The sequence below is a fragment of the Kitasatospora sp. NPDC002522 genome, assembly GCF_053595195.1.
In genome coordinates this window covers 192528-207335 of record NZ_JBSFXE010000004.1, presented here as the reverse complement: position 1 = coordinate 207335, position 14808 = coordinate 192528, and the positions used below count along the sequence as shown (strand labels likewise).

Annotated in this window: 12 protein-coding genes and 1 tRNA gene; 2 read left to right on the top strand and 11 right to left on the bottom strand. The window is 71.9% G+C overall.

All coding sequences use genetic code 11. The features are described from left to right. Positions 1–16: 16 nt before the first annotated feature. The 11 genes from prmC to ACWD4U_RS05030 all read right to left on the bottom strand — a co-directional run bounded on the left by prmC (position 17) and on the right by ACWD4U_RS05030 (position 14061). The gene (gene prmC, locus ACWD4U_RS05080; RefSeq protein WP_363449917.1) at positions 17–883 is read right to left on the bottom strand and encodes a peptide chain release factor N(5)-glutamine methyltransferase; all 867 of its coding nucleotides are present in this window, start codon (positions 881–883) and stop codon (positions 17–19) included. 210 nt (positions 884–1093) lie between these two features. Continuing rightward, entirely contained in the window at positions 1094–2170 is a 1077-nt protein-coding gene (prfA, locus tag ACWD4U_RS05075) for a peptide chain release factor 1 (RefSeq protein ID WP_363449919.1), read from the bottom strand. 129 nt (positions 2171–2299) lie between these two features. Then, positions 2300–2524, bottom strand: coding sequence for a 50S ribosomal protein L31 (gene rpmE, locus ACWD4U_RS05070; protein WP_363449921.1), 225 nt, complete (start codon positions 2522–2524; stop codon positions 2300–2302). 123 nt (positions 2525–2647) lie between these two features. Beyond that, on the bottom strand, positions 2648–3814 hold the full coding sequence (locus ACWD4U_RS05065) for an LCP family protein (RefSeq protein ID WP_363449923.1): 1167 nt from the start codon (positions 3812–3814) through the stop codon (positions 2648–2650). A 139-nt stretch (positions 3815–3953) separates the two neighbouring features. Beyond that, on the bottom strand, positions 3954–6062 hold the full coding sequence (rho, locus tag ACWD4U_RS05060) for a transcription termination factor Rho (protein WP_363449925.1): 2109 nt from the start codon (positions 6060–6062) through the stop codon (positions 3954–3956). Between the two features lie 511 nt (positions 6063–6573). Further along, positions 6574–7494, bottom strand: coding sequence for a homoserine kinase (thrB, locus tag ACWD4U_RS05055; RefSeq protein WP_363449927.1), 921 nt, complete (start codon positions 7492–7494; stop codon positions 6574–6576). 279 nt (positions 7495–7773) lie between these two features. After that, on the bottom strand, positions 7774–8862 hold the full coding sequence (thrC, locus tag ACWD4U_RS05050) for a threonine synthase (protein ID WP_449787108.1): 1089 nt from the start codon (positions 8860–8862) through the stop codon (positions 7774–7776). A 3-nt stretch (positions 8863–8865) separates the two neighbouring features. Then, entirely contained in the window at positions 8866–10158 is a 1293-nt protein-coding gene (locus ACWD4U_RS05045) for a homoserine dehydrogenase (protein ID WP_363449929.1), read from the bottom strand. 131 nt (positions 10159–10289) lie between these two features. Then, on the bottom strand, positions 10290–11681 hold the full coding sequence (gene lysA / locus ACWD4U_RS05040; protein ID WP_363449931.1) for a diaminopimelate decarboxylase: 1392 nt from the start codon (positions 11679–11681) through the stop codon (positions 10290–10292). Positions 11682–11778: 97 nt separating this feature from the next. Further along, entirely contained in the window at positions 11779–13434 is a 1656-nt protein-coding gene (argS, locus tag ACWD4U_RS05035) for an arginine--tRNA ligase (protein WP_363449934.1), read from the bottom strand. 117 nt (positions 13435–13551) lie between these two features. Then, positions 13552–14061 (bottom strand): response regulator, encoded by a 510-nt coding sequence (locus tag ACWD4U_RS05030; protein WP_363449936.1) that lies wholly within the window; start codon positions 14059–14061, stop codon positions 13552–13554. Positions 14062–14226: 165 nt separating this feature from the next. On the opposite strand from ACWD4U_RS05030, the gene ACWD4U_RS05025 reads away from it, so the two are divergent. Together ACWD4U_RS05025 and ACWD4U_RS05020 are read left to right on the top strand one after the other, a co-directional pair. Then, positions 14227–14298 (top strand) — tRNA-Arg (locus tag ACWD4U_RS05025). Between the two features lie 155 nt (positions 14299–14453). Next, a complete protein-coding gene (locus ACWD4U_RS05020; protein ID WP_363449938.1) occupies positions 14454–14801 on the top strand; it encodes a hypothetical protein in 348 nt (115 codons plus the stop codon). Positions 14802–14808 lie beyond the last annotated feature (7 nt).

The following is a 14808-nucleotide window of genomic DNA, read 5'->3' as shown; positions in this document are numbered from 1 at the left end:
CTGCGGTCCCCGACGTTCACAGCGACGCCCTGCGGGCCGTCGTGAAACGCGGGCGGTTGTTCAGGTCCCGGTGGTCCGCGGCGTCCGTCCAGCCGGCTTCCTCGCGGAAGATCCACGGCACCTGGCCGCCCTGGGTGTCCGCGTGCTCGATCACCACCGCGCCGCCGGGGCGCAGCAGCCGGGCGGCCACCCGCTCGATGCCGCGGATGGTGTCCAGCCCGTCCTCGCCGGAGAACAGCGACATCTGCGGGTCGTGGTCGCGGGCCTCGGGCGCCACGTACTCCCACTCTGTGAGCGGGATGTACGGCGGGTTGCTGATCACCAGGTCGAAGCGGCCGTCCCAGCCGCGCTCGTCCGCGAAGGCCCGGGTGGCGTCGCCCTGGTGCAGGTGCACCCGGGCCCGGTCGGGGCTGGCCTCGACGTTGCGGCGGGTGTAGCGCAGGGCGCCCTCGTCGAGTTCGAAGGCGTGCACGGTCGAGCGCGGCAGCTCCTGCGCGAGGGCCAGCGCGATCGCCCCGGAGCCGGTGCACAGGTCGACCACCAGCGGCTCCGCGACATCCATCGCCCGGACCGCGTCTATCGCCCACTCCACCACCGACTCGGTCTCCGGCCGGGGCACGAACACCCCGGGGCCGACCTCGAGTTCCAGGTAGCGGAAGAACGCCCGCCCGGTGATGTGCTGCAGCGGCTCGCGCTGCTCGCGCCGGGAGATCGCCTCCCAGTAGCGCGCGTCGAAGTCGCCGTCCGGCACGGTGTGCAGCTGGCTGCGCTTCACGCCGTGGATGTACGCCGCCAGCTCCTCCGCGTCGAAGCGCGGCGAGGGCACGCCGGCCGCGGCCAGGCGCTGGGTGGCCTGGGCCACCTCGGCGAGCAGCAGGTTCATCCCACGGGCCCCTTAAGGGTCTGTCTGACGACTCCCGTCGGATAGCGGGCGTCGTTGGAGTGCGTGCATCGGCGGTGCGGAGGATGGGGGTCCCTCCCGGCCGAAGGCTGGGGGAGAATCCATGCGGAGCATAGGTGACTGACGACAAGCCGGCGAGGCGCGTGCTCCGGCGGCGACCGCCCGGCGGGTGTCGTCAGACAGACCCTAGGCTCAGTTCTCCTGCGCGGCGGCCAGCTTGGCCGCGGCGTCGGCGTCCACACAGGACTGGATCACCGCGTTCAGCTCGCCGTCCAGCACCTGGTCCAGGTTGTAGGACTTGAAGCCGGTGCGGTGGTCGGAGATGCGGTTCTCCGGGAAGTTGTAGGTCCGGATGCGCTCGGAGCGGTCCACGGTGCGCACCTGGCTGCGGCGGGCGTCGGACGCCTCCCGCTCGGCCTCCTCCTGCGCGGCGGCCAGCAGCCGCGAACGCAGGATGCGCATCGCCTGCTCCTTGTTCTGCAGCTGGCTCTTCTCGTTCTGGCAGGACGCCACGATACCGGTCGGCAGGTGGGTGATCCGGACCGCGGAGTCGGTGGTGTTGACCGACTGGCCGCCGGGGCCGGAGGACCGGTAGACGTCGATCCGCAGGTCGTTGGCGTGGATCTCCACCTCGACCTCCTCGGCCTCCGGGGTGACCAGCACGCCCGCGGCGGAGGTGTGGATGCGGCCCTGCGACTCGGTCGCGGGCACCCGCTGCACGCGGTGCACGCCGCCCTCGTACTTCAGCTGCGCCCAGACGCCGTGGCCGGGCTCGGCGTTCCCCTTGGTCTTCACGGCCACCGAGACGTCCTTGTAGCCGCCGAGGTCGGACTCGTTGGCGTCGATGATCTCGGTCTTCCAGCCCAGCCGCTCGGCGTACCGCAGGTACATCCGCAGCAGGTCGCCGGCGAACAGCGCGGACTCCTCGCCGCCCTCGCCGGCCTTGACCTCCAGGATGACGTCCTTGTCGTCATTGGGGTCGCGCGGCACCAGCAGCAGCCGCAGTTCCTCGGTCAGCTCCTCCCGGCGGGCCTCCGACTCCTTCGCCTCGGCGATGAACTCCGGGTCCTCGGCGGCCAGTTCGCGCGCGGCGACGATGTCCTCGCCGGCCTGCTTCCAGGCCAGGTAGGTCCGGGTGATCGGGGTCAGCTCGGCGTACCGCTTGGCCAGCTTGCGGGCGTTCGCCTGATCGGCGTGCACGGACGGGTCGGCCAGCCTCTTCTCGAGGTCGGCGTGCTCGACGAGGAGCTCTTCGACTGCCTCGAACATCGGTTGGTCCTACTTCCGTGAGAGTGCCGCGGTGCCGTGGCGGGAGAACGGGGAGAGACGCGAACGGCGCCGGCCCGGACGCCCCCGTGAACCGACACGGAGGCACCCGAGACCGGCGCCGTGGAAGCGCTAGGCCTTGTTGCCGGAGAGCTTCTTGCCGAAGCGGGCCTCGAAGCGCGCCACGCGGCCACCGGTGTCCAGAATCTTCTGCTTGCCGGTGTAGAAGGGGTGGCAGTTCGAGCAGACCTCGGCGCGGATCTCGCCGCTGGTCTCGGTGGAACGAGTGGTGAACTCGTTGCCACAGGTGCAGGTCACCTTGGTGAGCACGTACTCCGGGTGAACGTTGGGCTTCAAGGGATTCTCCTAGATGTTCGGGAGGGCACCGGGTCGGCGGCCGGACAGCCGCTCGTGAACCGGGACCGACGGACCAGTGTGCCAGCACTGCCCGCATCTTCCCAAACCGGGAGGCGGATCCCGCTATTCCGCCGCCCCGGCCACCGTGCCCGTCCGCACGGTCGGACTCGCGGTCGGACTCGCGCTCGGACTCGCGCCGGTGCTCGCCCACGCACTCGCCGCGGCGGACGCGGACGGGTCGACCTGTGCGGGGTTGGTGGGCTGGGCGGAGACCACCGCCTGCGGCACCGCCTGGTCGGCGCGCAGCGCGGCCCACAGCTGGTCGGCGTCGGGCTTCCTGGGGACCACCCGGTTGGGGTCGCTGGGGGCGTAGGCCACCGGCAGGGTGACCATGGTGAGCTGGTCCGGGCCGATCCGCTTCAGCGTCTGCGCCAGGCCCACCAGCGAGTTCACCGAGGCCAGGTCGGAGTCGGTGGTCAGCGCGCTGGTCAGCTTGTTGCCGAGGTTCCACATCGCCACCGGGTTCGAGGTCAGGCCCATCGAGCCGATCCGGGCGAGCATCGCCTTGACCATCTCCTTCTGCAGCTCGATCCGGCCCAGGTCGCTGCCGTCGCCGACGCCGTGCCGGGTGCGCACGAAGGCGAGCGCCTGCTGCCCGCCCAGGTGGTGGCTGCCGGCGGCCAGCTGCAGTCCGCTGTCCTTGTCACTGATCGGGACGGTGGTGGTGACGTCGACGCCCCCTATCGCGTCGATCAGCGAGGCGAAGCCGGTGAAGTCGACCTCGACGAAGTGGTCCATCCGCATCCCGGTGAGCTGCTCGGTGGTCCTCACCGCACAGGCCGGGCCGCCGACCTCGAAGGCCGAGTTGAACATCGCGCTGCGCGCGGCGGCGACCGGCTTGCCGTCGGTGCCGGTGCAGGCGGGCCGGGCGACCAGGGTGTCGCGCGGTATCGAGACCACCGAGGCGGCGGTGTGCGACTGGTTGACGTGCACCACCATCGCGGTGTCCGAGCGGGCGGTGTCGCCGGTGTCACCGCCGGCCAGGTTGCCGTTGGCGCCGGAGCGGGAGTCGGAGCCGAGCACCAGCAGGTTGAAGGCGCCGCCGGTGGAAGCGGGCGGCCGGGCGCTGCCGAGCTGCCCGGAGATGTCGACGCTGTGGATGTTCCCGTTCAGCTTCCAGTAGGCGACACCGCCGAGCGCCGCACCCGCCACCAGCAGGCCGGACAGGGTGACCAGCGCGATCCGCACCGCTCGGCGCCGCGGGCTGCGGTCCTTCGTGTGCTCGGCCATATCGCCTCATTTCCCCTGTAGTGCGACCTTTCGATCATAAGTGACGCAGCGGTGGGGCGGTCCGGTTCTGAACGGGGCCTGAGAAACGCGTGAGACCCCGCACCGCGCAAGCGGTACGGGGTCTCGGGGGCGTGACGCGTCAGTCGCTGGAACCGGGGGTGGTCTTGGCGATCTGCATCAGGAACTCGGCGTTCGACTTGGTCTGCTTCATCTTGTCGAGCAGCAGCTCGATCGCCTGCTGCGAGTCGAGCGCGTGCAGCACCCGGCGCAGCTTCCAGACGATCGACAGCTCCTCGTGACCGAGCAGGATCTCCTCCTTGCGGGTGCCGGAGACGTCCACGTCGACGGAGGGGAAGATGCGCTTGTCGGAGAGCTTCCGGTCGAGCTTGAGCTCCATGTTGCCGGTGCCCTTGAACTCCTCGAAGATCACCTCGTCCATCCGCGAGCCGGTCTCGACCAGCGCGGTGGCCAGGATGGTCAGCGAGCCGCCGTTCTCGATGTTGCGCGCGGCACCGAAGAACTTCTTCGGCGGGTACAGCGCGGTCGAGTCGACACCACCGGACAGGATGCGGCCGGAGGCGGGCGCGGCCAGGTTGTAGGCGCGGCCCAGGCGGGTGATCGAGTCCAGCAGGATGACCACGTCGTGGCCCAGCTCCACCAGGCGCTTGGCGCGCTCGATGGCCAGCTCGGCGACGGTGGTGTGGTCCTCGGCCGGGCGGTCGAAGGTCGAGGAGATGACCTCGCCCTTCACCGACCGCTGCATGTCGGTGACCTCTTCCGGACGCTCGTCGACCAGGACGACCATCAGGTGGCACTCGGGGTTGTTGTGCGTGATCGCGTTGGCGATCGACTGCATGATCATGGTCTTGCCGGTCTTCGGCGGGGCCACGATCAGACCGCGCTGGCCCTTGCCGATCGGCGACACCAGGTCGATGATCCGGGTGGTCAGGACGCCCGGGTCGGTCTCCAGGCGCAGCCGCTCCTGCGGGTACAGCGGGGTCAGCTTGCCGAACTCGGGGCGGCCGCGGCCGCTGTCCGGGTCCATGCCGTTGACGGAGTCCAGGCGGACCAGCGCGTTGAACTTCTCGCGGCGCTCGCCGTCCTTCGGCTGCCGGACGGCGCCGGTGATGGCGTCGCCCTTGCGCAGGCCGTGCTTGCGGACCTGGGCCAGCGAGACGTAGACGTCGTTCTGGCCGGGCAGGTAGCCGGAGGTCCGGACGAACGCGTAGTTGTCCAGGATGTCCAGGATGCCCGCGACGGGAATCAGGACGTCGTCGTCGCTCAGCGGGACCTCGGGGCCGGCCGCGCCCTCGAAGCCGTCGCGGCGACGGCCCCGGCGGTCGCGGTAGCGGCCACGGCGGCCGCGGCGACCGTCGCCGAACTCGTCGTCGTCGTAGCCGCCCTGCTGCTGGGCGCCGCCGCCCTGCTGCTGCGAACCGCCCTGCTGGTTCTGGCCCTGGCCCTGGTTCTGCTGACGGCTCTGGCCGCCGTCCTGCTGCTGCGAACCGCCCTGCCGGTCGGCGCGGTCGCGCTCGCGGCGGTTGCGGCGGTCCCGGCGGGACTCGCGGACGTCGTTGTCGCTCTCGGCCGTGGCGGCCTCGGTGCGCTCGCCGCCCTCGCGGCGGTCGCGGCGGTCCCGGCGGTCACGGCGCTCGATCCGGCCCTCGCCCTCGGCGGCGGCGGGGCGCTGGCCCTCCGCCTTGGCCTCGGCGACGACGGCGGACTGGGCCTGCTCGGCGGCAGCGGCCTCGGCGGTCGGGGCGCCGGCGGCGGCGGTGGCCCGGCGGCGCGGACGCTCGGCCCGGGCGGCGGCGGCCGCGGTCTCGCTGGCGGCCTGCACCGGGATCTCGATCTGCGCCTGCGGCTGCGTCTCGGTGGCGGCGGCGGCGCGGGTCCGGCGGGCCGGCTTCTCCTCGGCGGCCGGGGCCTCCGCGGCGGGAGCCTCGACGGCGGGGGCGGCGGCCTTGGCGGCCTTCTTGGCGGCCGGAGCGGCGGGGGCGGAACCGCCCGCGAGCAGCGGGTCTCCGCCGCTCTTCTCCTTGATGGCCTCGATCAGCTGGCTCTTGCGCATCCGCCCGGTACCGCTGATCCCGAGGGTCGAGGCGAGCTTCTGGAGCTCGGCCAGGACCAGGCCGTCCAGGCCGGCGGCAGCGGTACGACGGCGTCGCGCCGGAGCCGCGGGGGCGGCGGCTGCGTCCGACGCTTCGGCGTCCGGGCGCGCGCCCATCAGATCGGTGGTGTCGCTCACTAAGGGTCCTTCCCTGGAGCGGACGTCGGCCTGTCTGGCACGGCGACCGGTTGTGCTGTCCTGTCCAACGTCTCTTTGCGCTGGTCAGGGGCTGGATTCCCCCGAAAGGCTGATCCTTTCCGGGGAGCTGCGAAGTGCGATGCACTGTGGTGCGAAGTGACGCGGATGGTCGGAACTCGTGCCGACCTCGCTGCGCCTGCGATGCCCGGGCCCCCGTCGCGCGGCGGCATTCCGGGCCCCGCCCGACCAGGCCTCAGTGCGGAGGCTGCGGGTGGGAGTCTGGTGCCGTCACGGCTTCGGGATGGGCCGCAATCGCGCAGGCAGGCTGCGTACGCGGTGTGGCGGACTCCCGGAGAATCGTGCTCCCGAGCTTCCGGCCCCCGTGACGACGGGAGATCGGGATCGGGATGCGTCGCACCCGGCCCCGGAGGGCACCTGGTGCAGCAATGAGGTTAACACTACCTACCCCCTGACACATTCCCCAGCCCTGTCCTTGTCAATCGTGTCCGTCTCACATGTCGAGTGGCAGGACGGTGGCGCCGGTGCGGTCGAGCTCCAACCGGTGTGCCGCGAACTGCGGACCGGCGAAGTTGAGGACCTTGTCGGCGCCGGCCTCGTCGGTGAGCGCGAGCACGGTCGGTCCGGCACCCGAGATGACCGCGGGGACGCCCTCGGCGCGCAGCGCGCCGACCAGGGCGGCGCTGTCCGGCATCGCGGAGGCGCGGTAGTCCTGGTGGAGGCGGTCCTCGGTGGCGGTGAGCAGCAGTTCGGGGCGGCGGGTGAGCGCCTCGACCAGCAGGGCGGCGCGGCCGGCGTTGAGCGCGGCGTCGGACAGCGGGACCGTCTTGGGGAGCAGGCCGCGGGCGGTCTCGGTGAGCACCTCGGTGGACGGGATGAACACCACCGGGACGACCCGGTCGGAGGGGTCCAGCGTGATGGTGCGGGCGAGGCCGTCGTCCTCGGTCCAGGCGACGGTGAAGTTGCCGCGCAGACAGGCGGCGACGTTGTCGGGGTGGCCCTCCAGCTCGGAGGCGAGGGCGAGCAGCGCGTCGTCGTCGAGCGCGGAGGCGCCGCCGATGGTGACCGCGCGGGCGGCGACGATGCCGGCGCAGATCGCCGCGGACGAGGAGCCGAGGCCGCGGCCGTGCGGTATCCGGTTGGCGCAGACCACTTCGAGGCCGCGGGGCTGTCCGCCGAGCCGGTCGAAGGCGGCGCGCATCGAGCGGACCACCAGGTGGCGCTCGTCGCGGGCCAGGTTCTCGGAGCCCTCGCCGGCGATGTCCACGCTGAGTCCGGAGTCGGAGACGCGCACCACCACGTCGTCGTAGAGGCCCAGAGCGAGGCCGAAGGCGTCGAAGCCGGGGCCGAGGTTGGCGCTGGTCGCGGGGACGCGGACCCGGACGGCGGCGGCGCGGAACGCGGGACCGGCCATGCGGTGGACTCTCCTGGGGAGTGAGATGAGGCCCGGACGACGGGGCCTGCGTGGTACGGCGGCGGGGCGTCAGGCGCGCGGATCACGGCGCGGCCCGCCGGGGTCCAGCGTATCGAAGAGAAGTTCCAGAGCGGTACACCCTGCTCGGCTTCGATCTTCCGTGTTGCCAAAGAAGCGTGAAAACGCCGCTGAATTGACTCGAAAGAGGCCGCCCCGGGCCGGCCCCCCGTCGGGGGGCCGGCCCGGGTGCTGACGTGCGGTCAGCCGGCTGACGTCCGGTCAGTCCAGCAGGCCGAGGCGGACCGCGGCGGCCTCCGCGTCGATCGGGACGATCTGCGGCTGCGGCGCGCCGGCCACCGCCCAGTCCGGGTCCTTCAGGCCGTTGCCGGTGACGGTGCAGACGATCCGCTGGCCGGGGTCGACCAGGCCGGCCTCCGCCTTGGCCAGCAGGCCGGCCACCGAGGCGGCCGAGGCGGGCTCCACGAAGACGCCCTCCTGCGCGGCCAACAGGCGGTACGCGGACAGGATCTGACGGTCCGTCACCTTGTCGATGAGGCCGCCGGACTCGTCCCGCGCGGCGAGCGCGAAGTCCCAGGAGGCGGGGTTGCCGATCCGGATCGCGGTCGCGATGGTCTGCGGCTTGAGCACCGGGGCGCCGTCCACGATCGGGGCCGAGCCGGACGCCTGGAAGCCCCACATCCGCGGGGTGCGGGCGGCCAGGCCGTCCGCCGCGTACTCGCGGTAGCCCTTCCAGTAGGCGGTGATGTTGCCCGCGTTGCCGACCGGGAGGACGTGGATGTCGGGGGCGTCGCCGAGCATGTCGACGATCTCGAAGGCGGCGGTCTTCTGGCCCTCGATGCGCACCGGGTTGACCGAGTTGACCAGCGCCACCGGGTACTTCTCGGACAGCTCGCGGGCCAGCGTCAGGCAGTCGTCGAAGTTGCCGTCCACCTGCAGGATCTTCGCGCCGTGCACCAGCGCCTGGCCCATCTTGCCGAGGGCGATCTTGCCCTGCGGGACCAGCACCGCGCAGACCATCCCGGCCCGCACCGCGTAGGCGGCGGCGGAGGCCGAGGTGTTGCCGGTGGAGGCGCAGATGACGGCCTGGGCGCCGTCCTCCTTGGCCTTGGAGATGGCCATCGTCATCCCGCGGTCCTTGAAGGAGCCGGTCGGGTTGGCGCCCTCCACCTTGAGGTAGACGTCGCAGCCGGTGCGCTCGGAGAGCACCTGCGCGGGGACCAGCGGCGTGCCGCCCTCGAGCAGGGTGACCACCGGGGTGGAGGCGGTGACCGGCAGCCGGTCCCGGTACTCCTCGATGAGGCCGCGCCACTGGTGCGTGTGGGTGCCTCGGGCAATCACGGCGTTCATGTCTTACTCCCCTTCGACCCGCATGATGCTGGCCACGTCGCGCACGCTGTCCAGTGCGCGGAGCTTGTCGACCGTCGCCGACAGCGCGGCGTCGGTGGCGCGGTGGGTGACCACGACGAGCGCGGCGTCGCCGTCGCGGCCCTGCTGGCGCACGGTGTCGATGGAGACGCCGTGCTCGGCGAAGACGGACGCGACCTGGGCCAGCACACCGGCCCGGTCGTCCACGTCCAGGCTGACGTGGTACCGGGTGACGACCTCGTCCATCGGCTTGGCGGGCAGCTGGGCGTAGACCGAGTCGCCGGGCCCGGTGGTGCCGCTCAGCTTGTTGCGGCAGACCGCGACCAGGTCGCCGAGGACCGCGGAGGCGGTCGGCGAGCCGCCCGCGCCCGGGCCGTAGAACATCAGCCGGCCGGCCGCCTCGGCCTCCACGAACACCGCGTTGTAGGCCTCCCGGACGGAGGCCAGCGGGTGGCTGAGCGGGATCATCGCCGGGTGCACCCGGGCGGTGACCGAGGTGCCGTCGGCGGACCGCTCGCAGATCGCCAGCAGCTTGACCACGCAGCCCATCTGCTTGGCGGAGGCGATGTCGGCGGCGGTCACCTCGGTGATGCCCTCGCGGTAGACGTCCGCGGCGGTGACCTTGGTGTGGAAGGCGATCCCGGCCAGGATGGCGGCCTTCGCGGCGGCGTCGAAGCCCTCCACGTCGGCGGTCGGGTCGGCCTCGGCGTAGCCGAGCGCGGTGGCCTCCTCCAGCGCCTCGGAGTACCCGGCGCCGGTGGAGTCCATCTTGTCGAGGATGAAGTTGGTGGTGCCGTTGACGATGCCCAGCACCCGGTTCACCTTGTCGCCGGCCAGCGACTCGCGCAGCGGGCGCAGCAGCGGGATCGCCCCGGCCACCGCGGCCTCGTAGTAGAGGTCGGCGCCGGCCGCGGCGGCCGCGGCGTGCAGTTCCGCGCCGTCCTTGGCGAGCAGCGCCTTGTTGGCGGAGACCACCGAGGCGCCGTGCGCGAAGGCTTTCAGCAGCAGCGACTTGGACGGCTCGATGCCGCCCACCACCTCGACCACCACGTCGATGTCGTCGCGGCTCACCAGGGCCTCGGCGTCGGTGGTCAGCAGGTGCTCGGGCACCCCGGGACGGGGACGCCCGGCGCGCCGGACCGCGATGCCCGCGAGCTCGACCGGGGCGCCGATGCGCGCGGCGAGGTCGTCGGCCGTCGTCGTCATGATGCGCGCCACCTCGGAGCCCACCACACCACAGCCCAGCAACGCCACCTTCAGCGGGCGCGTACGCATCATCCGACTCCGCTCTGCATTCTTCGGTCCCCGCCGGGGCCTCTGGGGTCCCCGGGGGCTGTTCGGTCCCCACCAGTCTCCGGGACTTTCCGCACGGATCTACGGCTGGTCCACGTTCTGAGACGAAAATTTCGTCAGCCGATATCGAGCCGCAGGAGATCCTCCTCCGTCTCGCGGCGGACGATGACCCGGGCCGCGCCGTCCGCGACGGCCAGCACCGGAGGCTTGAGGGCGTGGTTGTAGTTGCTCGCCATCGACCGGCAGTACGCGCCGGTGGCGGGCACCGCGATCAGGTCGCCGGGGGCCAGGTCGGCCGGCAGGAAGGCGTCCCGGACCACGATGTCGCCGGACTCGCAGTGCTTGCCGACCACCCGGACCAGCATCGGCTCGGCGTCGCTGGTGCGGGAGACCAGCGCCACCGAGTACTCGGCGTCGTACAGCGCGGTGCGGATGTTGTCCGACATCCCGCCGTCCACGCTGACGTAGGTGCGCAGGCCCTCCAGCGGCTTGACCGTGCCGACCTCGTACAGCGTGAACGCGGTCGGGCCGACGATCGCCCGGCCCGGCTCCACCGAGATCCGCGGCACCGTCAACTCGGCCGCTGCGCACTCGCGTCGGACGATCTCGCTGAGCGAGGCGGCGATCTCGGCGGGCTCCCGCGGGTCGTCGTCGGCGGTGTAGGCGATGCCCAGGCCGCCGCCCAGGTCGATCTCCGGCAGCTCGACGCCGTGCTCGTCGCGGATCTCGGCGAGCAGGCCGACCACCCGGCGGGCGGCCACCTCGAAGCCCGCGAAGTCGAAGATCTGCGAGCCGATGTGCGAGTGGATGCCGCGCAGCTCCAGGCTGGGCTGCGCGAGCACCCGGCGGACCGCCTCGGCCGCCGAGCCGCCGTTCAGCGACAGCCCGAACTTCTGGTCCTCGTGCGCGGTGGCGATGAACTCGTGGGTGTGCGCCTCGACGCCGACGGTGATCCGGATCAGCACCGGCTGCCGCACGCCCTGCGCCCCGGCGATCTCGGCCAGCCGCTCGATCTCCTGGTAGGAGTCGACCACGATGTGGCCCACCCCGGCCTTCACCGCCTGCTCCAGCTCCGCCACCGACTTGTTGTTGCCGTGCAGCGCGATCCGCTCCCCCGGCATCCCGGCCGCCAGCGCCACGTGCAGCTCACCGGCGGAGCAGACGTCGACGTTCAGCCCCTCCTCGTGCAGCCAGCGCACCACGGCCTTGGAGAGGAACGCCTTGCCCGCGTAGTAGACGTCGGCGCGGTCGCCGAAGGCGTCCCGCCAGGCCCGGGCGCGGGCCCGGAAGTCGGCCTCGTCCATCACGTACGCGGGGGTGCCGAACTCGGCGGCCAGGGTGCGCACGTCGACGCCGCCGACGGTGGCGACGCCCTCGGCGTTCCGGGTCACGGTGCGCGACCAGACCTTGGGGTCGAGCGCGTTCAGGTCGGCCGGCGGGGCCTGGTAGTGGCCCTCGGGCAGCACGTCGCCGTGGCGGGGACCTGCGGGGTGGGCGGAGCGACTCATCTGTGGCTGACTTCCTCGACCTATGGCGAGGGGCGGCGACCGGTCGCCGTCGACCGGTCAGCCGCCCCCGCTGTGCTGCGCGGTGGGGGTGTGGTGCTTACATCCGCTCGGGCGCCGAGACGCCCAGCAGGTGGAGGCCGTTGGCCAGCGTCGTTCGCGTGGCGTCGGCCAGCCAGAGGCGGGCGTGCGTGAGGTCGGTGACCTCCTCGTCGCCCTTCGGCAGGATCTGGCAGTTGTCGTAGAACCGGTGGTAGGCGCGGGCCAGCTCCTCCAGGTACGTGGCCACGTGGTGCGGCTCGCGCAGCTCGCCGGCCTTGGCCAGCACCCGCGGGAACTCGCCGAGCTGGCCGAGCAGGTCGTTCTCCCACTCGGTGCTCAGCAGCTCCGGTTTGAAGTCCGCGCTGCGGGTGATGCCCTTCTCCACCGCGTTGCGCTGCACCGCGCTCATCCGGGCGTGCGCGTACTGCACGTAGTAGACCGGGTTCTCCCGGCGGGCGCTGGTCACCAGGTCGATGTCGATGGTGATGGTGGAGTCGGTGGACTGCCGCACCAGCATGTAGCGGGCGGCGTCCACGCCGATCCAGTCGATCACGTCGTCGATCGTGATGATGTTGCCCGCGCGCTTGGAGAGCCGGACCTCCTTGCCGTCGCGCAGCATCTTCACGAACTGACCGATCATCACCTCGATGTTGCGGTCCATGTCGTCGCCCGCGCAGGCCGCGATGGCCTTGAGGCGGTTGACGTAGCCGTGGTGGTCGGCGCCGAGCATGTAGACCGAGACCTCCGCGCCGCGGTCCCGCTTGCTCAGGTAGTAGGCGGCGTCGGCGGCGAAGTAGGTGGTCTCGCCGTCGGCCTTGATCAGGACGCGGTCCTTGTCGTCACCGAAGTCGGTGGTGCGCAGCCAGATCGCGCCGTCCCGGTCGAAGACGTGGCCCTGCTCGCGCAGCCGCTCGATCGCCTTCTCCACCGCGCCGGAGTCGTGCAGCGACTGCTCGGAGAACCAGGTGTCGAAGTGCACGCCGAACTCGGCCATCGACCGCTGGATCTCGGCGACCATCAGCTTCAGGCCCTCGGTGCGGAAGGTCTGCAGCTGCTCGTCCTCGGGCTGCTCCAGGATGCCGGGGACGCCCTCGGTGACGGCCTTGGCGATGTCGACGATGTACTCGCCGACGTAGCCGTCCTCGGGGACGGGCTGTCCGTTGGCGGCGGCCTTCAGCGACTTGGCGAACTTGGTGATCTGCACGCCGGCGTCGTTGAGGTAGTACTCGGTGGACACCTCGGCGCCGGTGGCCTTGAGCACCCGGGCCAGCGAGTCGCCGACGGCGGCCCAGCGGACGCCGCCGATGTGGATCGGGCCGGTCGGGTTCGCCGAGACGAACTCCAGGTTGATCTTCAGGCCCTTGAGCGCCTCGTTGCGGCCGTACGCCTCGCCCGCCTCGACGATGGTGCGCGCCAGCCCGCCCTGGGTGGCGGCGTCCAGCGTGATGTTCAGGAAGCCCGGACCGGCGATGTCGACCTTCGCGATGCCGGTGATCTCTCGCAGACGCCCGGCCAGGATCTCCGCGACGGCGCGCGGCGGCTTGCCGGCCGGCTTCGCGAGCTGGAGGGCCACGTTGGTGGCGTAGTCGCCGTGGTCCCTGTTCTTGGGCCGCTCGACCGTCACGTGCGCGGGCACGTCGACGGTCAGGTCGCCGGCCTCGATGGCGGCGCTGACGGCGGCCTGGACTGCCTGGGAGAGTTCTGCGGGTGTCACGGTGCCCAGCCTAGGCGAGACGGGGTACCCGACCGCCACTCGGTTTGCGGGTCGAGATCCGCGTCGCGCCGGCCACTGTGCTTCGTCTCGTCGAACGTCGCCGCTGGCGGGCACTTCTCACGGGTGCGGCTCCTCCGGCGGAACAAGTTCCTGCGGGTGTTCGCTCAGAGCTGAATCGCGGGGGGTTTGCGAACCGCTCCCGCCTGCGGTGCCGAAGTCGTACGCGAAGCGGCGCTCCGCACGCGGCGAGCGGGTCGATTCGCTCAGCCGCCGCACCAGCTCCACCAGGTCCGCCGGATCGAACGGCTTCGCCAGGTACCCGTCCACGCCCACCGAGGCGCCGCGCTCCAGGTCCGCCGGCGTGCAGGCGCTGACGATCGCGATCGGCAGGTGTGCGGTGTCGCGCGAGGCGCGCAGCCGGGCCGCCGTCCGCAGGCCGTCCAGGCGCGGCATCACCACGTCCAGGGTGATCACGTCCGGCGCGACCCGGCGGACCACCTCCAGGCACTCGGCACCGTCGGCGGCGGTCACCACCTCGAAGCCCTCCAGCTCCAGGTTGACCCTGATCAGTTGGCGGATCACCTCGCTGTCGTCCACCACGAGAACCCGCCCAGACGTCGCCGCCACCTCACCGAGGGTAGCCGCGCCCACCTCACCGCGTCCGCCCTTTCCGCACTTCCCCCACCCCCGACGACCCGTCAGCCCGCCCCACCCGAAACGCGTGCACGGACCACCCCCACGGCCTGGTAATGTTCTCCACGTCGCACCGAGCACCACGCGACCGGCCAACCGGCCCCCGTAGCTCAGGGGATAGAGCACCGCCCTCCGGAGGCGGGTGCGCAGGTTCGAATCCTGCCGGGGGCACTTCGGATAGAAGTGCAGTAGAGGTCCAGATCAGCGGAGTTCATCCGCCGGTCTGGACCTTCGTCGTTGTGGGGCCGGGGCTGGGTGCGCGGGCCGGTCGGCAGGGGTACGCGGCGGCGAGTAGGCTCCCGGCCGATATCAGGGAGGGCGTACGCATGGGGCAGGGGCAGCAGGTGCCGAGCCTGACGGATGAGCGGTTGTGCTGGTTGGCCGTTCGGGATCGGTTGGGGAAGAAAGCGCGCAGGGTCGGGCCGTTCGGCTGGTTGCTGGCGCTGACTGCGGCGTCGGGCGGGCGGCAGGGCGGGACTGCGGCGGGGATTGCCGGGGACATGCGGCGTGAGGGGTCGTCGGGGCGGATGCACGACTACGCGTTCGCGGTCGATGCGGCTTCGGAGCGGCTGTCCGCCGAGGAGCGCGGCCGCCTGCGGGCCACCGGCGAGGTGCCCGAGTGGTTCCTGGCGGATGTGGAACGGCGGGCCGCCGAGAGCCGGAAGCGGCGGTAGGTGGGGC

Bases quoted from the DNA above. Each gene is read 5' to 3' on its own strand.
- prmC (WP_363449917.1), bottom strand. From the start codon at position 883: ATGAACCTGCTGCTCGCCGAGGTGGCCCAGGCCACCCAGCGCCTGGCC.
- prfA (WP_363449919.1), bottom strand. From the start codon at position 2,170: ATGTTCGAGGCAGTCGAAGAGCTCCTCGTCGAGCACGCCGACCTCGAG.
- ACWD4U_RS05065 (WP_363449923.1), bottom strand. From the start codon at position 3,814: ATGGCCGAGCACACGAAGGACCGCAGCCCGCGGCGCCGAGCGGTGCGG.
- thrB (WP_363449927.1), bottom strand. From the start codon at position 7,494: ATGGCCGGTCCCGCGTTCCGCGCCGCCGCCGTCCGGGTCCGCGTCCCC.
- thrC (WP_449787108.1), bottom strand. From the start codon at position 8,862: ATGAACGCCGTGATTGCCCGAGGCACCCACACGCACCAGTGGCGCGGC.
- ACWD4U_RS05045 (WP_363449929.1), bottom strand. From the start codon at position 10,158: ATGATGCGTACGCGCCCGCTGAAGGTGGCGTTGCTGGGCTGTGGTGTG.
- lysA (WP_363449931.1), bottom strand. From the start codon at position 11,681: ATGAGTCGCTCCGCCCACCCCGCAGGTCCCCGCCACGGCGACGTGCTG.
- ACWD4U_RS05020 (WP_363449938.1), top strand. From the start codon at position 14,454: ATGGGGCAGGGGCAGCAGGTGCCGAGCCTGACGGATGAGCGGTTGTGC.